Annotated in this window: 24 protein-coding genes; all 24 read right to left on the reverse strand. The window is 51.0% G+C overall.

Features of this window, described 5'->3' with window-relative positions:
* Positions 1-2: 2 nt before the first annotated feature.
* Entirely contained in the window at positions 3-809 is an 807-nt protein-coding gene (locus V1587_RS22125) for a type IV secretory system conjugative DNA transfer family protein (RefSeq protein ID WP_022649986.1), read from the reverse strand.
* Positions 806-1,279, reverse strand: a complete 474-nt coding sequence (locus V1587_RS22130; RefSeq protein WP_022649985.1) for a DotD/TraH family lipoprotein — start codon at positions 1,277-1,279, stop codon at positions 806-808. The genes V1587_RS22125 and V1587_RS22130 overlap by 4 nt, the downstream gene beginning before the upstream one ends.
* A gap of 70 nt (positions 1,280-1,349) precedes the next feature.
* On the reverse strand, positions 1,350-1,766 hold the full coding sequence (locus V1587_RS22135) for a hypothetical protein (protein WP_123839394.1): 417 nt from the start codon (positions 1,764-1,766) through the stop codon (positions 1,350-1,352).
* A 108-nt stretch (positions 1,767-1,874) separates the two neighbouring features.
* Positions 1,875-3,080: a conjugal transfer protein TraF gene (locus V1587_RS22140; protein ID WP_022649984.1), complete on the reverse strand. Its 1,206-nt coding sequence runs from the start codon at positions 3,078-3,080 to the stop codon at positions 1,875-1,877.
* A gap of 105 nt (positions 3,081-3,185) precedes the next feature.
* On the reverse strand, positions 3,186-4,022 hold the full coding sequence (locus V1587_RS22145; RefSeq protein ID WP_022649983.1) for a hypothetical protein: 837 nt from the start codon (positions 4,020-4,022) through the stop codon (positions 3,186-3,188).
* Between the two features lie 146 nt (positions 4,023-4,168).
* Complete coding sequence (locus V1587_RS22150; RefSeq protein ID WP_022649982.1) at positions 4,169-4,645, reverse strand: hypothetical protein; 477 nt, start codon at positions 4,643-4,645, stop codon at positions 4,169-4,171.
* Positions 4,646-4,664: 19 nt separating this feature from the next.
* Positions 4,665-5,828, reverse strand: a complete 1,164-nt coding sequence (locus V1587_RS22155; protein WP_301741653.1) for a site-specific integrase — start codon at positions 5,826-5,828, stop codon at positions 4,665-4,667.
* A 574-nt stretch (positions 5,829-6,402) separates the two neighbouring features.
* Positions 6,403-7,740 (reverse strand): shufflon system plasmid conjugative transfer pilus tip adhesin PilV, encoded by a 1,338-nt coding sequence (gene pilV / locus V1587_RS22160; protein ID WP_022649980.1) that lies wholly within the window; start codon positions 7,738-7,740, stop codon positions 6,403-6,405.
* Complete coding sequence (locus V1587_RS22165; RefSeq protein WP_022649979.1) at positions 7,737-8,411, reverse strand: prepilin peptidase; 675 nt, start codon at positions 8,409-8,411, stop codon at positions 7,737-7,739. The genes pilV and V1587_RS22165 overlap by 4 nt, the downstream gene beginning before the upstream one ends.
* Complete coding sequence (locus V1587_RS22170) at positions 8,396-8,878, reverse strand: lytic transglycosylase domain-containing protein (protein ID WP_045261878.1); 483 nt, start codon at positions 8,876-8,878, stop codon at positions 8,396-8,398. The genes V1587_RS22165 and V1587_RS22170 overlap by 16 nt, the downstream gene beginning before the upstream one ends.
* A gap of 84 nt (positions 8,879-8,962) precedes the next feature.
* Positions 8,963-9,577 carry a type 4 pilus major pilin gene (locus V1587_RS22175; RefSeq protein ID WP_022649977.1) on the reverse strand — a complete coding sequence of 205 codons (615 nt, stop codon included), beginning with the start codon at positions 9,575-9,577 and terminating at the stop codon, positions 8,963-8,965.
* Between the two features lie 13 nt (positions 9,578-9,590).
* Positions 9,591-10,685: a type II secretion system F family protein gene (locus tag V1587_RS22180; RefSeq protein WP_032623575.1), complete on the reverse strand. Its 1,095-nt coding sequence runs from the start codon at positions 10,683-10,685 to the stop codon at positions 9,591-9,593.
* Positions 10,678-12,237: a GspE/PulE family protein gene (locus tag V1587_RS22185; protein ID WP_022649975.1), complete on the reverse strand. Its 1,560-nt coding sequence runs from the start codon at positions 12,235-12,237 to the stop codon at positions 10,678-10,680. The genes V1587_RS22180 and V1587_RS22185 overlap by 8 nt, the downstream gene beginning before the upstream one ends.
* Before the next feature lie 2 nt (positions 12,238-12,239).
* Positions 12,240-12,755: a type IV pilus biogenesis protein PilP gene (gene pilP, locus V1587_RS22190; protein ID WP_022649974.1), complete on the reverse strand. Its 516-nt coding sequence runs from the start codon at positions 12,753-12,755 to the stop codon at positions 12,240-12,242.
* Entirely contained in the window at positions 12,739-14,043 is a 1,305-nt protein-coding gene (gene pilO2 / locus V1587_RS22195; RefSeq protein WP_022649973.1) for a type 4b pilus protein PilO2, read from the reverse strand. Before pilO2 ends, pilP begins: the two co-directional genes overlap by 17 nt.
* 1 nt (position 14,044) lies before the next feature.
* The gene (locus tag V1587_RS22200) at positions 14,045-15,721 is read right to left on the reverse strand and encodes a PilN family type IVB pilus formation outer membrane protein (RefSeq protein WP_022649972.1); all 1,677 of its coding nucleotides are present in this window, start codon (positions 15,719-15,721) and stop codon (positions 14,045-14,047) included.
* A gap of 14 nt (positions 15,722-15,735) precedes the next feature.
* Complete coding sequence (gene pilM / locus V1587_RS22205; RefSeq protein WP_022649971.1) at positions 15,736-16,173, reverse strand: type IV pilus biogenesis protein PilM; 438 nt, start codon at positions 16,171-16,173, stop codon at positions 15,736-15,738.
* Entirely contained in the window at positions 16,173-17,270 is a 1,098-nt protein-coding gene (locus V1587_RS22210; RefSeq protein ID WP_032623573.1) for a toxin co-regulated pilus biosynthesis Q family protein, read from the reverse strand. Before V1587_RS22210 ends, pilM begins: the two co-directional genes overlap by 1 nt.
* A gap of 14 nt (positions 17,271-17,284) precedes the next feature.
* Positions 17,285-17,791, reverse strand: a complete 507-nt coding sequence (locus V1587_RS22215) for a hypothetical protein (RefSeq protein WP_022650068.1) — start codon at positions 17,789-17,791, stop codon at positions 17,285-17,287.
* Positions 17,792-17,864: 73 nt separating this feature from the next.
* Positions 17,865-18,491, reverse strand: coding sequence for a hypothetical protein (locus V1587_RS22220; protein WP_022650067.1), 627 nt, complete (start codon positions 18,489-18,491; stop codon positions 17,865-17,867).
* A 21-nt stretch (positions 18,492-18,512) separates the two neighbouring features.
* Complete coding sequence (locus V1587_RS22225; protein WP_022650066.1) at positions 18,513-19,184, reverse strand: hypothetical protein; 672 nt, start codon at positions 19,182-19,184, stop codon at positions 18,513-18,515.
* A gap of 234 nt (positions 19,185-19,418) precedes the next feature.
* The gene (locus V1587_RS22230; RefSeq protein ID WP_032623570.1) at positions 19,419-19,928 is read right to left on the reverse strand and encodes a transcription termination/antitermination NusG family protein; all 510 of its coding nucleotides are present in this window, start codon (positions 19,926-19,928) and stop codon (positions 19,419-19,421) included.
* 285 nt (positions 19,929-20,213) lie between these two features.
* The gene (locus V1587_RS22235) at positions 20,214-20,474 is read right to left on the reverse strand and encodes a LuxR C-terminal-related transcriptional regulator (protein ID WP_022650064.1); all 261 of its coding nucleotides are present in this window, start codon (positions 20,472-20,474) and stop codon (positions 20,214-20,216) included.
* 452 nt (positions 20,475-20,926) lie between these two features.
* Positions 20,927-21,589, reverse strand: a complete 663-nt coding sequence (locus V1587_RS22240) for a PAS domain-containing protein (protein ID WP_022650063.1) — start codon at positions 21,587-21,589, stop codon at positions 20,927-20,929.
* Between the last annotated feature and the right edge of the window lie 783 nt (positions 21,590-22,372).

The following is a 22,372-nucleotide window of genomic DNA, read 5'->3' on the forward strand; positions in this document are numbered from 1 at the left end:
CCTTACTGGATGGTAACGGACGGGCGCCAGCGTGATTTCTGTAGCTCAAACGATGCATGTGATTTGAGTCGGCGAACACGATCGCCGGTAACGAGCTTCTGACCACTGCCAGTAACAGTCTGCTGCTGCTCGGTGACTTCCGGCCGGGAAATCATGCCCCGTCGCCAGAGCAGGGAATAAAGCATCATGCCGCGATAGTCCCGGGTGAGTTGATTCATGCTGGCCTCAAAGGTCAGATCGGCATTTTCGCGACCTTCCTGCCAGCCTTTTTTCAGTGCGTCTTCCCAGACCTTTCTCTGGGCGCTGTCTTCCGGCACAACCAGACCTTCTGTGCCAGGGGTTGCCGTGGTGGCCAGACCGCGTAGTAACCAGCTGCGCCAGCTGGGCGGGTTACTGACGAATCGCTCCGGTCGGATGATGGTCCAGACTTTTGAGGCTGTGCGAATTTGATCAGGAGTGATGTGTGCTACGTCCTGCGCTTCATCAATAACCGGAGGAAGCCAGCCTTCAGGGCTGATAAGTGGACGGAAATCGTAAAGGGCATTGAGGGTGGATTCGCGGGCGTTGAGTGCCTGGGTTAACTCCCATGCCCGCTGGGATTTTCCTCCCCGGAATCCCAGTGTTCTGCCAGCATCAGTAAGCATTTGCCAGCGCGTTTCGGACAGACCTTCTGGTCTTTGTCGCTCCGGGTTGAGCCAGGCCTGCATATCCGGAGGTGGTGCCCCTGTATCTGTCGGTGAAGCCGGCCGCTCTCCTGCACACCCAGTCAGGAGCAGAGCAGGGAATAGTAACAAGAGAAAGCATTTCATTTCTTTCTGGTCTCCGGTTGCATGAAGTTGAGCTGGAGCAGCCCAGGGTACTGATTCAGGGTTGCGCGCCATGCGGTCTGCGCTTCGATAACGCGCAACACATTGCTGAACGTCATGCCACGAACGTGCAATGTTACGGGCAAGGGCAGGCGAACGCCGCTGTAGTTGAACTGCAGGCCACGTGCCCGCGCCAGTTCATCCAGTAGCTCCACAGCATCACCTTCCCAGTCGAAAGAGACGTCAGCGCTGTTGGAGCGAACGATCTCCATGGATGATGGCGCGGTTTTCGAACCGGACCAGACACCGTTATTCCACATCTGATACTGTGTGTGACGGGTAACGGAAACGGATGAGGCCGCGCCGTAACGGTCGGGGGAAGGAGAAACTGGAGACGTTGATGGCGTAGTCCAGGACTGGCAGCCGGCGAGCAGGGAGATGGCCAACACGCCGGGAAGCATTAAACAATTCATGGTAGTTACCTTGCCGGGGGGCGACGGAGATTAAAGCCAGAAGATTCAGTGGGCGAGGCTTATGATGCCGTTAATTTTGATGTTTACTTTTCCTGCGTATCCAGCTAATTAATTCAGATGGTTGATTATTTGCGGTCATCCAGAATAAAAGTCCGAATACAGAGAAAGTGAGATAAAACTGCCTGATGGTATCGTCAACACGCTCTTTCCAGTCATCCTCATCAATTAATACCGTTTTGCATACCTGAGGCATTACAAGAGGAGATGGCGGGCCGCTATCGTTTGATTGTTTACATTCTCTTACCATGCCTGGTGGTGCATCACCGGTAAGTGATCGGGCCTGTTCAAGGAAGGTGTCGGCGAGCGAGTGGTTGAATCCAAATAACATGAACAGAATAAAAAAACCGGTGGCTGGCGCAGTTATCAGGCTGCTGAAAGCAACACTGCTGATCTGATGCAATACATGTACATATCGGAAAGATTTCATCTTCAACGGTCTCAGCGGGAGAAAGTTCGGGGGGATTACAGCCAGTGCACAGGGGATAACACACAAAGAAACGGCAGAGGAAGCCCATTGCGGGCTTCCCCTAAACTATCAGAACGTGAACTGCAACTGTGCGACCGCACCGTAGGTACGATCGGTTCCTGCAATACCGGTCAGGTCCAGATGTACTACGTCGAAAGGAGAGAAGCCCAGACCCGCAGTGAAAGCGTTGCCCTCGCTGGAGACCATGTTCTGACGATAACCCGCGCGTACCTGCATCCAGTTCCAGGCATTCAGTTCGGCACCCACACTGGCGAACTGGCGTTTGTCATCCCGCTCAAAGCGGCTTGCTTCGGTCAGATCCACATCGAGAGCGGTGGTCAGGATACTGTTACTCCATGCCACGCCTGCAGTGGCCTGTGGTTTTACTTTGAATGTTTCTTTCTCACCATTCACTGCTTTAGTGTCAACGGTGCGGGCGATGATGTTCTGTACCGCGAGACCCAGCATCCAGTTGTCGCCGAGGTTTGTTGCCAGACCGATGTCGGCGTTAAATCCGGTTTTAGTATTGCGGTAGTCATCCGAATTCAGGTCATTTTTGTCGAAGTCGTTTACCTTTGCGCTGTAGTTGAAAAGATCGATGCGTTGATACTTGGGCGTGATCCCCAGTGACCAGCTATGTCCCGCTGTTTCAAATTCGTGCGCCATAGCCACACCGACATCGGTGATAACGGCAGCCCGACCATAAGCGCGGGACGTTAGTGCATCCTTGTCTACCGTATCTGACGGGATGGCGCCGCTGGCGATATTATCGAGATACTGTAGATCGTGATCACTGACCTTGCCGTTTACGGAAACGGTGCCCCAGGACTTCACGACAACCGCAAATGGAAGCACTTTATTAGGAGTGGTAGCAATGACAGATGCCCCGACCTGTCCGTTTGCTTTTACGTCCTTCAGGTCTTCCAACTTGTTGCGTAATGCGGCTGCACTTTCGCTGACACCGCTCTGGCGGTCAACTGCATTGTCAAAATTGTTCCACAGATCCTTTACGTCATCGGTATTATCGATGGCATTATCTGGGTCTGCTACCTGGACACCTACGGACGGCAGCACCAGGCTGAAGTCATCGTTCGCGCCAAATTTCGTCAGGAGTGCCGGGTTGGATAAGGCAGCTGTACCGTAATGTGCGGAAGCTACGCCAGTCCCGCCCATCGCATCGCTGCGGGCTTCCATATAAGAGGTTGCAGCTCCCGCATGAAATGCCATCATGACGGCGAAAGATATCAGTGTTTTTGCAATGTGAGTCTTTTTCATAAGTAAATTTCCTGTAGTCCTGTCTGGATTTAGGGCAAAAGTAGGTCCTGATGCGGCAGCATCAAAATTTCCTTTTTCTTTTTTAATTCAGATTTTCAGCGTGGTTTAAAGCTGTCTGAATATAAGTACGGGTAACGTTGTTCCGTGTTCAAGTGCTGTTGCCAGCCCTGCACCTAAGGTGACGAGGCGGATAGTACCTGTTGCTGCGTGTTCCCTGAGGAGTCGCTCTTTCCAGCATTCCTGCTCTGTATTCAGGGTGCGCGTAATAATGGATAGCACCGGAAAATATGTCAGCTGAGATGAAGATATTTTCTTCTTAATTAATATGCCGTTTCGTTCCTGATCTTTATCCTCAGTTGTATTTTCAGTCTTCCAGAAAATAATGCTGTCATTATTATTTTCGGCTGAAGGAATAATTACCTCCCGGAAATTTTCTTCCGTTTGTGGCCATTGATGACTCGCGCTGCCTGTGTCGACAGGGGGAACGTTGCTTCCAAGCAACCAGCCAGGAGAAACGAAAAACCAGTCAGCGAGCGCCTGGAGAAGCGGGGTGGACAGATAGTCCATTGTACGTTCCCTGTCCTGTAGCACACTAACCCGAACATTCCATGACGACAGCAGTTCTGCGATGTCTGTCGGGCTAAGCTCGTGTGACTGCATCAGTAGCTCAAAGCGGTCTATAACGCTGATTGCAGTATTACTGAATGGCAGGAAGATATCGCGAAAAGAGCCTTCAATTACCATACTCAGCAACTCTGACTGAGAAATTCCAATTTTGCCTGACAGCTCATCAATCAGTTGACGGGTACCAGGTCGCAACCGAAGTGATGTGGTCTGCATGGGCTTCTTATCATTGCGCTGAAGCAGTTCTGCAATCCTGTTCCGATCAAGGTCGGGGAGCGCCAGAAGCGAGGTGAAAATTGCTGTGAGACTGTTTGCCACATGGCCCCCTTAAGTGAAATTAAACTTTGTTACTCAGTGGGTTAAAGAATAATTAATCGTGACGCGTATGTATAACGAGTTAATTCGATCGTGTAGATCGACTGCGTTTGCGTGTTCGTTTTAATTACGTTTGTGTATTTGCTTTTTTAGCGAGCTTTCCGGCGCGGCCGAATGAGTACAAGCACGCCGGTTTCAGGTACGGTTATCCAGCGCCATTCCTGTAAAAATGTTTGCAGCCGTATCCCGTTTCTGATGGCTGGAGGTATCGTGACTGTGGTGCAGCGCCAGCGGTGCGTTTCCCCCATTTTTGACATCAGGATAGTCATGCTTTTCAGGTGTGCCGGTCGCATCAGATGGGATGTGAAGTACACCGGCGAGCTGTCTCTTTGTAGCGCCAGCTGCAACGTGACCAGAAAGCTCCGGTGAAAGCGTGCCGCACGCCGGAGATTAAGATGGCCAACCCGGTCAAATGTCGACAGATGCAGGGTTGTGTAATGCTTCTTACGATGTCGAACCAAGGCCGTTCGGAACCCTTTCCAGGGCGTCACGGCACTGACGATTGTCATTATCGGGCAATACAGCAGTAGCGTTAGTGGTACTGCTGAAAGGAAAATCAGAAACACAGCCCCTCCAGAAGAAAAGTTATACCTGGGCCGACAGTGCCAGGTCGGGGTTAAGCGGACATATCATGATGTGATTGTTTGTCCTGACAGGAAGCTCTCCCGGCGCGGGGACTCGTTCGCCGCGCTGGGCTGCAAGAGCCAGTGTCCGCAGTAGCAGTTCGCTGGCGCGGGCCAAAGCAAGTTCGCGAGTCGGCGCTGATACTGTCAGATTTTCGAAATCGCATAGCATTACCTTGATGTCACCTGATTCTTCGCTGTCCTGCTCGACCTGGGCAGGATAGGGCACGAAGTAGGGGGCGATCTTTTGAGTCTGGCGCCGTCGCGCGTCCAGCTTGCTGACCAGCTGGTAAGCTCTCAGATGGGTGTAGCGTTTTAGCATATTCATCGAGCGATGGCCTGATATAGCTGCGACCTCCATAACGTTCAGCGTACCGAGTTCGAAGAAACGGCTGATGGCCTCGTGCCGTAGATCATGAAAATGCAGATTCTCGATAGAGAGTTCCTTGAGGGCATTCCGCCAGGCGCTTTTGAAACCGGATGACGTATAGGAAAACAACTTACCTTTTAGCTGGGCCGGCATCATCTGAAGCAGGTTACGAGCCTTACGTGAGAGAGGAACATCTCGTGATGAGCCATTCTTGGTATCGGGCAGATGTGCTACGCCGTGCTGCAGGTCGATGTATTCCCATTGCAGGTTAAGGATTTCACCCTGCCGCATGGCTGTCTCAAGCGCGAGATGAAAAATTATATACAGCATTAAGTTTCGTTCCCGGAAATAACGGGACAGTCTGCGCTCTTCACTGGATGTCAGGCGGCGATCACGACCTTTGGATACTTTAGGTTTACGTACCAGTTCGACTGGGTTGCTTCGACAGGTTCCCCATTCCACGCGAGCGATCCCGAATAGAGATGATAAAAGCGCCAGTTCAAGCCTTACTGTATTGCCAGTGATAGGGTTCCCAGTCCTTGGGTTGAACTGCATCAGCCTTTCATCACGGTAGGCTGCAATATCAACTGTGGTGATCTCATCCATGTTCCGGTTAGCCAGTGGGTGACGCTTAATGACGTTGACCCGGTAAAATTCCTGAAGATGTCCCTTTTTGTGAACTGATACCGACTCGTAATACTTATCGAGGCCCCGACTGAGAGACATTTTTCTAATACGCGCAACAGAAGACATCATTACTCCCAAAAGGCGAAGAAAATAAAGCCTTGTGCGAAAAATGCAATAACACTGTCAATCCGGTGTGTGGATTTCCGGCTCCATTTATAACGGTAGTTACTCTTCGCTAGGGGCATTTGTTTCCACTTACACATCGGTTAACGATACTGGCCGCCCGATGACGGTTTACGCTTCCGGCGGCGTTTCCACTATAGATAGAGGAATTAAAGACGGTGACAATTGCCGTAATACATGGGATCTTAAAGGTATGGTTGACGGACGTATCATTACATCGGCTGGTACCGCTAACTCAGATTGGAGTAAATCCGGAACTATAAACTTCATTATCCCAGCGGGATCGACGTTTAGTGTAACGTCAAACCCCTTACCCTCTTACGGATGCTCACCTGGGAGTTTCAATCTCGTCACCTACCACTGATCAAAAGGCTGCTTAACTGCCGTTATTTATCGCTAAATCCCACTAACATTCAGAGTTGTGGAGTTTGACTGTTGGTAAGCTAAGACGACAGAGTACAGGTAAATAATCTGCAACACGTTACACAACCAGCACATTTCTCATATCAGACTGTCAAGGTTATTGGAAACGAAAGACAGTGAACGATCCGTAGTCACAGCCGTAAGACATCATTCCATTTGAGACAATAGAAAATGAAGACCCATCCGGGACTTCAAAGTTCACTGTCCCTGATTTTTGCCACTGAGAGTTGCCATTTAAATCTCTTGCAACGTACAGCCCCCCAACTTCAGCGACGAGCGAGTATGTATTAACGCAGTTATCAGCATCTCCATAGTTGATTTTTTTGCTAGGTGGATTGCCGCCTGTTACGTACAGGCGATATTGCTTTCCTGTATTATTCGTACCGGAGTAAGAACCTTTAAATGTCCCGAGAACAGTGTAATTACCCTCGGTTATGCCTGTACCCTTCCACACACCGGATTGACAGGAAAGTACGCCACCACTGGCATCACGGCTTATCAGCCCATTCGGATAACAGGCTATACCTGCAACGTTTACCTGACCCAGTTGCAAAACACCGCCAGCTGAAAGGTTGCCTGTTGCTTTAACTGTGGCACCAGAGACCTCGTTTGTTGCCGTAATATTGCGTCCGGCGCTGATGTCACTGTCAGCACGGACTGTAGCTCCTTTTACCTGTGCTCCCGCTGTAATATTCTGGGAAAAAATACCATTTAAACCACTCACATTTCCGCTGAATGTTCCTGTCTTACCATTAATGGTACCGACGCTGTTCAGATTATTTCCCCCCATGTCTATTGCTGTGTGCATTTTATTCAGGTCGGGGCGGCCATTAACCTGAAAACGGTACAACCTGTCGTTATCCTCCTGTGCACCAGATAACTCATCTGTTGAGAGGAGCACGACGATATGTCCATTTCCGGAAGTAGCTCCGTAGCTACTCAGCGGGATTTTCCAAGTCCGCAAGGCACCGGTGGCAGTTTTACCGTCATCGATGTATCCTCCGAATCCGGTTTTGATGTCCCTCGATATCAGCCTCAATGCTTTGGCCGGATATACACTTCCACCGCTTGATACCACCATTCCCTGCAACAATTCCGTGTTTTGCCCGTTTCTGACCAGGTACGTGTTCATACGCTGACCCTGGCTGTTTGTTTCGGTAAAACCGGACGGCAGAAAACCGGTATTTTTAAGCATGGCTGTGGTGATCACTGTCGGCGCGGTAGTGCTGGTTGCACTTAACAGCGTGGCATAGTTTCGCCCGACGTAGCCACGCGCAGCTGCTGCGTAGGTACTGATATGGGCTGCTTCAACCTGCCAGTTTTTCTCCTGTTGCCAGTCCTTGTATTTAGTGAGTCCAAAGACGGCCATTGCCATCACAACAAGGAGCGACAGAGCGACATCAAGATTTGCCCAGCCACGATCATGCTTTTTCATAGAATCGATATCCATACAGGTTGATACAGAAGAGTGAGCTGGAAAATACTCCCGCTAAGACAAAGCCAGGGTCCCAGCGGTCCCTCTTTTTTCCCCGATACATTCCAGGTTAGCAGCCAGAGAACAAAGGCTGCTGCTCCAAACAGAGTGACCAGTGCAGCATCTTTCCCACCCATCCAGGCAGTCAGGCCAGTTATCAGCCATAAATCCCCCTGACCCAGACGCTGAGTGCCCCGGTTTACCAGGACACTCAGTAGTGCCATCAGACTGACTGTTGCTGCGATCTCCGCCAGTTGTGTAGATATACTTTCAACTGAAACGTCTGATGCTGCTCCCCAGAGCAATCCCCCAAGTAACAGCCGTACTGTGAAGGTTCGTGGCAGATATCCACTGACTGCGTCTGTGCTCCCGGCCTGAAGAAGGAAGGCCATCATCACTATGGCAGCTGCCCGATCAGCAACAGGAACCGGTGCAAGGGCAGCGATCATACTGAAAGTAGCGAAGAACCAAATCCCTGCCGTCAAGGTTGTTTTCTGTTCCTTAACGTTTATCGGGTGCTCCTCCAGAAATTCGAGCACGCGGCACATCAGGACTCTGCCAATGATTGCGAACCCCAGTAGTAACGGCAGACTCCATGCTGTCGTCAGACTCGTAACTATGATGGTTCGCATATTCGCTTTCCTTTCACCTGTCGACAGACTCGAAGACCTTTCAGCTCCAGATAGAACCCCCAGATACGGTTGGCATATTGCTCACGGGTTTCGTGCCGATCCTTACGGAATCCAGCGTTGTAAGACCCGAGGCAATTCCAGGTCACACCACATACCTGAAAGTGGCTGGCCAGGATCCACGCCCCTATCTGAATGTTCAGACAGGGGCGCTTCAGCAGGTCTTCTGCCCCCTGGATGACACCCATCCGGACGAGCTTAGGAACATGGGTTGAGTTAATCTGCATCAACCCATAGTCCGTGCTGACCGGATTACCCTTTTTATCCCGGTTGGTGTTTGTGACCCATGGACGGAACGAAGACTCCCCTTTGGCCACTGCCTTAAGCAGCAGTGGCTCGATCTGGTATCGGGCACCGGCATTGTTAAAGCAGGCATCAAAAGTCGCAGGCGGGGAGTTCGTGCTGGCCATCAATGGGCCGGAGGAAAAGGACAGAATGAGCAGCGTCATTACCAGGCGGCAGGAGAGAATGCGTTCTCTCCGCATGTTGTCTCCTTAGCTGTTCATCGTGAAGATCAGCTTGTTGGTACCTGTGCTGCCATTGTCAGCTGTGCATTGCGCGCTGGCTTCTTCAGTTGTCACAACCCCATCACTGTGCGCCGTGGAGTTGATGGTGATCGCATCAGCAATTTTGGCGCGACTGAGTGCTGTGACGAGCGAGACGCAGGCACCCTGAGGAACCATTTCGTAGGTCAAAGAGAATCCATTTGAGAACCCGGAGACTGTGACAGGTGACAGTGTCACGGCTCCACCCCATCCATTATAAAGCGTGGCGGTGCCGGAAGAGGGGGTACCACGTACAGTCATACTTTTAGGCTGAAGTTTCATCTGGATAAGCGAGCCCATCATTTTGGCACCGGAAGTGAATGTGTATCCATCTCCTCCTTTCATCATGTTCTGGGTGCTTGTGATGAGCGACTGAATGTTCGACGACTCCTTACCTACGTTGACGTTATTTTTGAGGGCGAAGTATCCCGCCAGGACGATCCCGATGACGACCAGTACGATTAGCGCGATGCTGCCCTGCTCCAGGAAGCCCCAGCCGCGGTGTTGCGAAAGCGCCTTAGTTGGTTTGTATGGCTGAGAAGTTGGTTCAGAATTAAATTGCATGATGTTTCCTCATTTAAAAAGAGCCCGACGAGCTGTTAAGGGCATTAATATCCATAACGACAAGGACCAGAAGCAGAAGCATCAGGATCATTGCCAGGAACATGAGTCCGCGGATTACAACAGCGCGCTTTGCTACGCGCTCCAGGGTTTGTTCAAGCCAGCGCTGTCCGTAGTTAATGATGATTTCATCGTCTCCATCACCCTGCAAAAGGGAGAGGAAGTTGGCCGCTTCCTGCGACGGAAAATCGTAACCACAGTCCTTCAGGGCCAGTCCGAAATGTTTACCTTCACGCACATGTTCGGTAATCGCATCAATACGCACAGCAAGCCAGGGGGATGCCGTTTCCAGCAGGATCTCCAGCGCGTCTTTGGTTCTTACGCCGGACTGTAGCAGTGCACCGATATTCAACAGGAAGGTCGCGCCCTGAATATCCTTATAAACCGACCATGGCATCAGCCCGTCGAATATACGACGAAGCCTGTCAGGGCGATGCCAGCGCGGGAGTGACCAGACCGTCCAGATAATTAAAGCGGTGGCGGCGATGCCGGTTATCACTCCATACTCACTGAAATACACTGAGATCCCGTAAAGAAACCCTAGCGCCCCGGTCCAGTTCTCTGGCGGGCTGATTTCTGTCAGCGTAGGAAGTAGTTCGGCATTCAGTACATAGATGGAACTGGACAACATGATGGCAAAACCAATCGGATAGATGGCCATCTGCCATACAGCTGCGCGAATACGCTTACCCGCGTGGGTCAGGGCACAGGCGTATCTTAGTGAGCGTGGAAGTGACTCACTGCGTATGCCGGCGCTTATAACGGAAGCTTCTGCGGCAGGTAGCCACCGGGTGAGGGTGCGCTCCAGCGTTTTTTCGCCGCTGTTTTCCCTTAACGCATCAATACAGTCGTCCGTCAGCTCAACGTAGGGATGCCAGTTCTGGCCGAAGTTCGTCCATGCATTGCGCATTTTCTCCAGTGAAGGCTTTAGTTTCTGTCGGTTTTCAATCAGAAACCGCAGCGCATCATAGAACTGAACACGATACTGACCGCTGAACGTCTTACGGACCAGGTTATATCGGAGTCGTTTCAGGAAGTGCATTTCACGCATCATCCACCTCCAGACGTTCATCTTCATCGAGTGGAATGATCCGGTTGGCCATCAGCGGGTCGACCAGCCCCTCGTTGATTTTATGCAGAACGTGCCGGACACGGCTGATCCCCTGCATGTTGTTTATCCAGAACTGGCGAGCCGCAACCTTGCCGTCAGTTTTCAGCAGCTTAAAAAGACGGTTATTGGTCTCGATAACCTCGGCAATGACGGTACGTCCCCTGATACCCTGACCGACTTTGCCACGCACCTGGCCGTTGATCTCCACTACCTGTGTGCATGCTTCACACCCGTCCGGGTTATGGAAATAGAGCCTGTCGGTCGAGCAGACGCCTTCAATATTGCAGTATTTCTCCAGCCAGTTCTTTTCCTCGTCACTTAAGGTGTTGACCTTATCCTGCCAGGATATACGGCATTCCGGACATAGTGTGGGTACCAGACGCTGACTGATTAATCCGATTAAAAGCTGGGCATCACACAACAGATTTTCGTTAACACCGAGCGTAACCATACGCTCCGGGATGCCGAGTGCTGAGTTTGTGTGCAGGGTTGTCATCACCAGGTGTCCGGTCTGGGCGGCATAAATGGTGGCCAGCATCGAGACAAGGTCACGCATTTCACCCTCCATAATGGCGTCCGGATCCAGTCGCAGCGCTGACGAGATAGCTTTTCCCCAGGCGATACGTACTGCTTCCTCATCTGATTTGTCGCAGATGATTGGCGTCTGAACAGCTCCCACGACCTGCCCCTCAAGTGGGTCTTCGATGGTCAGAAGGTGTTGCCCGGGGTTGGTATCCAGATATTCACGGCAGGCGGTACGGAGCGTGGTGGATTTACCGGAACCAGTTGGCCCCGAGAGGATGATCTTACCTTCAGGTCGGTCAATCATGCGTTTAAGCAGCTTGATTTGTTCGGGTAGATAACCCAGTTGCAGGAAGTCAGGTACGTTGTTACCGTCATCCGGAATAAGTCGCATAACCGCAATCAGCCCATCGCCAGTTGGGCGGTGACTGTAGCGGGCACCAAACAGACCTATTTTCCGCATCATTGCCGGGGAGAGTCGTGCATCCTGTTCCCGGTGTGGGTAGAAGCTGGTTTCTGACACATCCGACATCGAGAGAATACAGGTGGCACAGAGGGATATACCTTCCTCCCGCCGACGTTCATCCACCACATGCAAATAGCCGTGGACGCGCATTTTGACCTGGAAGAGTGAATCTGAAATGAGAAAGTGAATATCTGAGGAACCGAGCTTTTTGGCCACTGAAAAATAGTTCAGGATCCGTTGTTCACTTTGGCTGCTGTCTCCATCCAGGTCTGCCAGAGTTAATCCTGTCTTATCGCTGGCCTGAGGTTGAGCTTCCTGCTTTTTTCGCGCCTCTCGTAAGTCTGAGAGAGTGACAAACCGATGTTTGATCCCCGGATGTTTGTTCATTAAGTCCATCAGCGCGGCCTGTACACCTGGGTCGACTCGCTGGTTGGTATCAATGAGGATTTCTTTCCTGTCACCGTCATCAAACAGCAGAAGAGATTCTGCAGTAATAGCGCTCATGGTTAGTCCCCAAAGGCAAGCAGTGTGCCATCGCTGAGTGTGACTCCGGCTAAGGTAATGCTTTTGACTGTGCTCTCCATTCCTGGAATACGGCTTCCGGGTGATACGACCAATGACAGTCCTGATTGCAGTTGTAGTGTGGCGCGGAGGTTTTTATCGCGGCCGTTAATCTCCAGCACGACAGGGCGATTACTCACAGTAACCGGACGTGCAGGCTGGCCAGGCAGTGAAGTATCGCCGAAGGAGGCACCGGGAAGAGCGGTGGCAGGAGTGCCGACGCTGGATTGATTTTCCTCAAGCTGGCGCTGCAGTTGCGCGCCCTGAACTTCTGCCTGAAGAATGACGTTTCGGATATGCAGCTGTTCAAGCTGTCCCTTTGTCACACCGGGTATCACGTTCCCTGCTGGCGGTGATACCTGCTGGTTCGTGGACTGAGAGGCCTGAACGGGTAAAGGCCCGAATATTGGCAGCAGGAGCCAGAGTGTCGCCTGCCGAAGAAATTTACTTTGCTGACGCATAAATTTTACCTTCAGTGGTATAGCTGAACGCACTTCCGTTCAGCTCGAATGTTAAACGGGTAAGTCGGATACCAGTTTCATCCAGACCGTCGAATAAGATGATGGCGGGGAGGGGCGCGGAAAAACTAAACGCGTATTCCTGCCAGTCCTGCACAGGAGGCGGTTCTCCGTTCGACCCCGGCAGGACTGGAGGCATGGCTACATCGGTGATGTTGAGTGTGATTTGCTGACGCTGGAACCAGGATAGGATGCGGATGAGCTGCAATGAACTGTCAGGCACTGCTTCATCCCTGAGTGGTCTGTCCGGGGGCGGTAATGAAATTCGGGCTTCCCGCCCCCCCTCCTTAAGATTGAATACTGGCGTGACACCGAAGACTTCCTGACTGCGAGCGAGAAACCCCTCGACTGTGCCACCGGGCATAATCTGGTACAAAAGGGTTATACCGTCAGGAGAACAGGTCCCGGATGCCAGTTTCCAGCTCCCCAGAACATGTAGCGCCGGATCGGTCTTTCTCTGACAATCATCAATCAGAGCCTGGGCTGTTACCTCGCGTGCCCAGGGATGAGGCAAAACCTTAGGTTTTGCCTGACTGGCGAACATTGCGCGCGCCCTGGCCTGTATTTCTTCAGCGGTGAGTACCGGTTCCTCCGGTGGTGTGGCCGTCTGCCACCAGGCAATGGCGCCTGTGCTGAGCAGCAGTATCGCGCAAGCCAGTAACCAGCGCTGCCTCCGGAGTCCATCTACATGCACACGGCATTGCTGTCGCCTGCGTGCAGATAGTCCGGCAAAGAGGCTGTTAGCATCAAGGGGGTTTTCCACTGATGCCAGACAGACCCAGCCTTCTGGGGGCGGTTCGTTCATGCTCAGGAACAGTGTCAGCAGCCCCTGCATTTTGTCCGCACTCCCTGTTTTATCGGCAGTGACGGCAGGCACACCATTAATACTGGCCAGAAACACGAAGTCGGTACTACTCAACCGATAAATGCCGTATCCATTTCGTGTGCTGGCACAGAACGCGAGTGCCAGCGAAAAGAGCTGGTGACGGCGATGACGGACGGGCAATCTGCCACTCCCAGCGACTGATTGCCCTGTGTCCCGTTTATTGAACTGTCCTGTTGAGGTGTGGACGCCGATGCCGTCTGTTCTTCCGGAACGTGATTTTATTGGTTGAAATGGCGGCAGCCGAAATTTTTGTCTTTCCGTTGGCGCCCAGTCCATCCCCGCCAGCCAGTAACGGCTGCGGGATTTTCCATCCCGGATTGTAAACAGGTAATCCTCATCCTTCATTTCAGCCTCCGGAACTTTGCGGGAATGTCGGTGTGATCACGATGACCAGAGTGGTCCGTTCGTTTTTACCTGACTGACTTCCGCCCAGGAGCGGGTTCCCTGGCGTAAAGGTGCCGGATTTATTGACGGAGGTATTGTTCTGATCAAAACCAGTGAGGATCAGCGATTGCCCGGCCCGGAGATTTGCCTTCTGGCTCAGAGAGCGCAGTTTGGTATATGGCATCTCGATGTAAGAGTTCCCGTCTTTTGACGTGAAGTTACGGATGGTCGGTGGATCTGACAGGTTGAAGTTTACCTGTAGCTGAACGTTACCTGTTTCCTGAATCAACGGTAACAGGGTCATGTTGAAACCGGTGGTGATCATCCCAGGCGTCAGCGTTGTGGTGGCGCCGACATCGGTGGTTGTCGTTGTAGCCGACTGCGCTACATAGACCGTCTGATCTGCCATCTGAATAGGCACGGGCGTCAGGTTAGTCACGGTACTGGACTGAGAAGTGACGACGCTGACATCGCCCTGTTCTGACAATGCTTTCAGCAGAAGGCTGGAGCCAGCAAACTTCGCGGCATTACCAGTAGCGGTATCAAGAATGGACGCGCCGGCAGAAATACCACCAGTGAGATCCCCTGTCGCGTTGTTAAGCGTGGCGCCAGCAGAGTGCAGTGACTTGTACACCAGGTTCCAGTCAATCCGGAAATCTTCGTTTCGTGAGTTACCGACGCTCAGGACTTCAACATTCAGGGCTACCTGTCTGTTCATGATGAGATTTTGCTCGTTCACATAACGGGCCACAGCGGCCTGTACTGACGGCGTGTCTGTCACAATCAGTGATGAGCTGGAGGAGGACAGCCAGTAGCGACCTTTGTTCGGGGTCAGCATCGACTCCACAGCTTTTCGCAGATCAGCATACAAATCGTATTCCTGCCCCGTGGTTGTGCTCTGGGAGGTTGTGGATTCGCCGGAGGCGGAGTTATCTGTACCACTGGTGGCTCCCATACTGCTGGTCGTCCCTGAGCTGACGCTCGACGTGCTGGACGTTTTAGTGTTCAGCATGGCCAGCGAATAGGTCCGGGTTTCCATCAGATAGAACACGATAGTTCCATTATCCATTCGCCAGTAGAGACCGCTACGGCTGGCCATCAGATCCAGAAGTCCGCCCAGGTCTCCCTGCCACATCAGTCCGGTAAGGTTCAGGGGCTGGCTGGTTCCTCCAGTCGGCAAAGAAGTTACGCCCCCCAGACTGGCCAGTGGCGTCCGACCGCTGTCATCAGGTGGTGGTAGTGTGCCACTCATCTGGCGTGTGACGCCGGTACTGACGCTGCTCTGGCTGATATCAAGGGCGTCAGGAGTAAAAATAACGGGGGTTCCACACAGCGCGGTGATGCGTTGTGCCAGTTCCTGTAGCGTAATAGTATTTTTTGCCTGGGTGATATTACATGACGGAGCCTGGTGGTTCCGTTCACGAACGGCGACCGGGATAGGACTCGGATTAATCCACTGACGCTCCGTCCAGGTCAGTGGTTGTTGATGTTGTGTTCGCGGGAGCTGTGCCTGTGCGCGGGCTACCGTGGCGTCAGATTGTGCCTTAGTCTGCATTTTGTTGATTTCAGAGAAGGTACAACCTGCGAGCATGGCAAAGCAGGACGCCATCAGCAGGCGCCGCAAAAGGGTTTTCTTCATGGGGGAAATCCGGATTAGTTGAGGTAAACCACAGCGCCTTCAGGAACGCCCTGTGGAGCCGTGAGCCCGGTGGCCAGACCGGAAAGCCAGATTAACTGGCCGCTTCTCATGGTGCCGATGAGTGCCGAACCGCGACTCTGTGCCCGTAAGGCATCAACGAGTCCAGCTTGTTCCGGCATCCAGACCCACAATCTACTCTGAAGTAACCGGTACTGGATCCGGGCGTCGGGAGTAAAGGGAAGACCCAGCTGGTCAACTGGAACTGTGCCATTCGTTTGGCCAGTTTTGTAACGCCAGTCGTTAACGCGGTTGGCGATAGTCAGGATCTGGGAGGCATAAAGCTGGCCGCTCTGCGTCTGTATTGCAGTCCGGCTGGTCTGATTTTGTTGCGAATCTATATCACCGACAATCAGGAAAAATATCATGCTGATTGCCAGTATGACCCAGCCCATCACCGACCTGCCGGAGTGTCTGTGACAGATACCACGCACTGCATGCGGGAAGCTTCAGCATAAAGCGGTTTCTGTGCTGAACGGTAAAGGTCGAACATCTGACCGAGCATGGTTTCAAATGAGCCGCGGAAGGTCAGTGGTGCGTCAAGCCGATAATCCGTCACGGATACTGGCCAGATAACCGTCCAGTGCGATGATGCGCCTGATTCACAGCGGGTATCCTGCGCCCATTTCATCAACATTTCCCGAAGAGTCGTTCCCGATGGCGCCAGCCAGGTTTTACCCTGAACCACAGGTGCGACTGGTTCCCCGGTGGCTGGTTGTGCTTTAACTACCGCTGTTGGTGCCTTCATCGGTTTTGTTGTTACAGAGGATGTGCTGGTTTTAACCGCTGCCGTCGGTATGGGTTGGGTCACCTCCGGTCCGCTGAACGGATTTCTCGGCGCGCCAGACGCCTGTGGCGGCGCAGGGAGGTTTCCAGTGGACAGTGCAGGGACGGTCATCTGAGCGGTTTGCCCCTTTCGCTGCAATGTGACGGCATGACGATCCCAGTCCAGCTGACCCTGGATGGATTGCTCTGTCAGCAGACGGTTGAGCACCCTGGTCCACTGGTCATTGGTGTCGACCGAGACGATACGGGTATTCAGTACAGGTCGCAGGGCATTCTCATAGTTCAGCGTCCAGCCAGTCGGAATGATGCGCCTGACCCACTGTTCGAAAGTGAGGTTACGCACCTGTGATAATGACAGAACGGCAACGGGACCTGGTGTGCCGGTAAATGTGAGTGCCGGCAGCGCTGGATTCATGATGGGGCTCACTGAGCTGACTTGTTTTGCGGAGGAGGCCATCATTGTTGGTTGCGGCAGCGGGGAGGTCTGCGATGTTACCGCTACAGATGTCGGCTGGCGTACGGGAACGGGAGTGGCCGCCGGAGGCGCAATTCGCCGCTGTGTCTGTGTAATGATATCGGCACTATCGCTGATCTGGCCGTCGACAAACACGAGCGCAGGTGTGTCAGGAGCAATGTTACGGTTATTAAATCCCGCGCAACTGCTTAACAGCGACGGTATTAACAGGGGCAGGGCAAGTTTTTTCATGATGATCCCCGGGGTTATTCGGTGGGGTGAACGGTAATACGTGGAAAAGCACAGTTCGCGTCAAAACCGATACCGCTGATCAGAACATCGTCTCCGCGCGCTATCAGAATTTTTTGCTGTTGAGTTATGTAATTTTGCGAGGGCAGGTCTATCCCTTCCTCGGCTGAGCCAGCTGAGAGTTTTGATAATTCGGGATGGCAGGCGTGTCGTACCGCCAGTGAAACGAGTTGTTTGTCATCCCCTGCATCGCTGACGACAGCCCTGACCGTGGTTCCATAAGAGAGAGTGCGGTATTCCTTACTGACGATTTTCCCATCTTCCGTAGTGACCGAATTTACATAGCGTACGCTGTCTGAGTTGTCGAAAGTAACAGGTTGGCTGAGCGGCGCATCCATCCTGAGAGAAACCACTTTTTGGACAGAGGCTGGTTTGCCGTGAGTAATGTCAATACGCTGATCGGGCTGTGAGGATGAGCAGGCGCTCAGGATAAGCGGCAATACGGCAAGGGTAATATGTTTCATGTTTTTTACTCCGGAGTTAGTTGTTAGTGAAATACAGGTATGAAAGGGAGCAGGAAGTGACGAGTCGGGACGGTTATGTTTTTTGAGAGATGATAATGAGGCGGTTCGTTTCGTCATTGAGGGGAAGAGCAACACTGAGCTTCTGTCCACCTTTTAATCTGAGAAGTTGTCGGAAGTTGATAGCGTAACGGGAATATTCATTTTTTGAGCTGCCAGTGGTCCGGGAAAGCTCTACGGTCATCTGCATTAATGCAGAGTCTGCGGAAAGAGCCGGCGTTATCACTAATGAGAGATCATCCACGACATTTTCTTTCTTCTTCTCCCCTGTCGTTGCGTGTTGTTGAGCGGAGTAATTTGAAACAGAGAAAAGTAATGCCTTGTTGTTGGTTGTGACTCCTGACATATCGTAGAGCAGTCTGACGTCCCCTTTAGCGACCAGTTCCGTGAGTTCGTCTCCCAGTGAAGCGCTGACCGGTCTTAAAGATATTTTTGCACCTGGCTGTTCAAGCAATTCCTTTAGTTCAGGCGTTACGGGAGTGGAAAGCTCGTAAATACTGGCTCTGACAGGAATGTATGCAGTTTCGTTTTTCTGATACTGCCCGATTTCATTACGGTGATGAGCCTGGTTTGAAGTAGTAGCTCCGTTGCAGCCATATAACGCCAGCAGGGAACATAGCACGCCCAATGTATGCGTTTTCATGATTAAGCCTCGGCAAAAAGATTAATGAAGGTCAGGGCGCCATACATCTCCGTAGCGGACGCCTTCACGGGCACCCCATGCTGACTCCGGCAGTGTGTGATGTCCGATATAGAGTGTGCGAAGAGTGGCTTTGGGTAGTGAGATATCGCGGCCACGGACAACAGAGAAACGATCGAGATAGAAAGACTTTTCTACCTCATCATCTTCATTTTTTTTCAGGAGGAGTTGAAGCGTGACGGGGGAAGCCATTGAGCCTGTCGCGGTAAATGCTTCTTCCATACGGGTGAACTGTAGGATGTGGTTCTTACGATTTCGCTGGCGTTCCATGATTTCAGTTACAACCTGCTCAGGCCAGGGGCAAAGGCAGTGCTTCCAGCCAAGGCCGAGAAGTGAATTAAGAACTGCCCGAAAACGAAACAGATCACAGTTCCCGGTTGAAACAGCGTTGGTCCAGAGCGCAGTCAGGACGTCATCAATGGGACGATTTCGTTCGTTTTCGAGCAACTGCCGGATAGTCATAAACTCGCTACTCATCCCTTTGAATGTTGGTATTCTTCGTGCTCCGCTTAGCCATTCTGTGATGAATCTACGTTTGCCACGCTCTGAGGTTATGTGATGGTTTTCGACTGCCGTACGTAAGGCTACGAGAATGCACCACAAGAGATGGCTGACCTGTTCCTGGGTGGATTGCATGGTTTGTCTCTCTCTGGTTCCGGTTTCTGGCAATGACGTCTGTACCTTCATTCCGCCAGAATGAAAGAAGCCTGAAAGCAGGCTGGCTACAGGAACAGAGGGTGTTCATTGGGCAGGGCCAGCCCAGACGTCATTGCCGGAAAACGGTGAAAAAAAGCCCCCGTGAACGGGGGAAACTAAAGGGATGGTGTAAAACTGGTTTGAACCAGCTTAAGAGGCTCGGTTAAGTACATTTTAAAATCCCCACGCATCAGCATGGGTGATCATATCGAACAGCATTGCAGTCCGGGATATGGGATGATCCGTTTTATCTAACTGCGTAAGGCGTTTGTATTGGCTTTTTGTCAGCCAGATATCTGATGCCGCTTCGAGTTCAGCTCTTGCAGCAGGGTGATGAGTCGGGTCGGGGTATTTCTTCATTAATGCTTCGACTACCCTTGTATTCACAGGGGCAATTTTACTGCCGAATTTCACAAAGTCGCAGAATGCAGAGTGCGCCCGAATCATATCTATTTTCTGTGATTCGAAATCTGCCTTAAGGAAGAAATATCCTGGGAAAACGGCCGAGATCCTTTTTCTGAAAACATGCGGGGCATCCGCACGCCGTATTTGCGTTAAGGATAAAGGTGTCCATGGAGTTATTCTCCTGTCGTGTAGCCAGTCGAATAAGTTCTCGCGGTTTTTGCCCCCGGTAATATAGAGAGCAAGATACCATTGTTGGTTACATACAGTCTCAATATTCATTTTTGAACGCTTCGCGCAGAATTGATCCATGAAAGGATAATTCAAGTTCAATGGGGTCGAACATACTCAACCATGAAGGCGAAACAGTCTTACTAACAAACACTTAAGTTTGCATGCTGTAGTTCGAGCGCCTTCATGGCTCAGGATGCTCTTGTAGGTTAGTCCCTTAAGTAAAATTGGCGGCAATACTTAAGGAACTGTGCGTATTTTTGTTTCTCTGTATAATGAAGTAAAGTGTAAATAGGCTGAATCCTAAAAATGCACCCTCAAGGGTGCATTTTTTGATTAATTTGTGATCATCAATGAAATCATGAAAAAGTATGAGCGTGACAATATAACTGCACGCATTGCATCGTTACTTTTTAAGTTCAGAGCTTTAGTACTTCGCTTCAGATGCGAGCGGACTGTCTCAACAGAAATATTGCAAATGTCAGCGATTGTCTCATATGCATTACCGTGAGCATACAGAGTAACGATTTCTAACTGTTTTCTGGAAAGCTCAGGAAATACGCTATGCAGGGCGTTAATAGTGTTTTCATTAATCATCGTTAAGTCCCCTAGCAAATCTATACGTAGTAAATTTACGCGCAATATGCATCCCCTTTAATGGGGAGAAACCCCATGGACCTTGTCGCGACATGTGGTATGGGCGAAGGATTTCTGATGAGGGTGAGCTTTAGCAGCTAGGCCTATAAAGGCATGTTCATTTGCTAAGGGGGATATAGAAATTTTTGATAGGTTCTTGCACATCATAGATGAAGCTCCCGTGTAGATACTATGTCGGCTACCAAGGAGTTCTCACGCTCTGGTGGCAGCCCAGGCAGGGGTGAGAAACCGGCCTACACGGTACCGGCCAACCTTACGGTTGCCCTACCTGAACCGCCATTACGAAGATGTGCTGGTTCAGTACACAAAAAAACACGCTTGTGCGTGTCTATGTGCACGTGTAGATACGGGTTCTCACGCCCGATCACAGGATTTACTGTGACCTTTGAAGACTACTGTCTGCTTAGTGATGAGTCAACTAGATACGCATCAGGAGCAGCTCTGAATAGTCGAAACCGAGGCTTTAAAAAACGAGGGGGAACATATGCATCCCAGTTATTCTTTTTGCAAAAGTCTAATAGTTCGGCTCCAGACGAGGTCCCGGTTTTCTGCAGGCATCGGCTGATTCTGTGTTCTACCGCTTTAAGAGAGGTTCCTAATATTCGAGACATCATTTTCCTGCTGTATTTTAGAGAGATTAAGAAGATGGCCTCCCATTCAGCATTTGTGAATATCTCAGACGGTACCCTGTATACCAACGATTTGGGAACGTCTCCCGATAGCAAGCTGTCTGGCCCAAAAATATCAACAGGCCTAACTTGAAGCATCGTTCCTGAGCAGATCCCGTCATCGTCGTAATAGGGTCTAGATTCGAAGCATAGGGCATGTATGGAGTTGCTCTCACCTATTGGATGCGTAACGATTGAAGAAAACTTATCTTCATGTTCCATAACGAGTTCCTCCTGCTTATGTATTCGTTGTGAGAGGTAAGCTAAGGAGGTAGGGAGCTGGTCCAACGTTTTTCCTACAATCGGATAATCGTTGGGGAGTTTTAATAATCGAAGAAAAGCTTGGTTTACCGCTACATACTGCAGATTGCCGTTCTTGATTGTCATCGGTTCTCTGCTGTTGGATATCAGGTTTAAAACCTGGGGAGCGAGTTGGAATTTTTTTTTGAAGAAACGAGTTTAGACATCATCCACTAAGAGCCGTATGTATTTGAAATTTAGAGATATATTCTGTGTGTTGATGTACTATATCATGTAAGGCGACACTTAACTGGATTTGATCTGCGATCATAATATTAGTTAATGATGCTTTTAAGTGTCTGATTGTATGCTACGATACAATAATTCGTAGGTGCTATCTGTAAATCAGGAGGAGTTATGGCACATCCGATACATTGCACGAAAGTCGCTGGTATCACGGAGTTCAAAAGGGATCCGTTAGGGACTGTCGAGTCAGCAGAGGGTGATGCTATTGCTATTCTGAACCGTAGCGCGCCGGCATTTTATCTTGTACCACTTGAGCTGTTCGAAAGCTTAAAACGAGACGCAGAAGCGCATCGCTCCAGAGGTGATGTTTGATCCTGCTGCCGGATAGATCCTAAAAATTGATCCTGCATTGTTGTGGTGATAAAGTCGGAGAACTTATTGTTCTAAATGAATTTATTAGGTTGTCACGCCGAAGAAGGTGGCAGGTTCTGGGTGGTTAGTTAGCAAAGCCCAGAAAAGCAAAAACCCCGATAATCTTAGATACTTGGCGGCATCGCGAGATTAACGGGGTCCTTAACAAATCATGCAGAAGTTGTTGCTTCTGTATGGGAGTATAACCCGTGCGCGAAAAAAGACAAGAGATTCCGTACTTACTCCTTCTGTGCAACATAAGCGCAGGAAGTG

Origin of the sequence: Enterobacter sp. ECC-249 (assembly GCF_043965265.1) — a bacterium.
Taxonomy (GTDB): domain Bacteria; phylum Pseudomonadota; class Gammaproteobacteria; order Enterobacterales; family Enterobacteriaceae; genus Enterobacter; species Enterobacter quasiroggenkampii.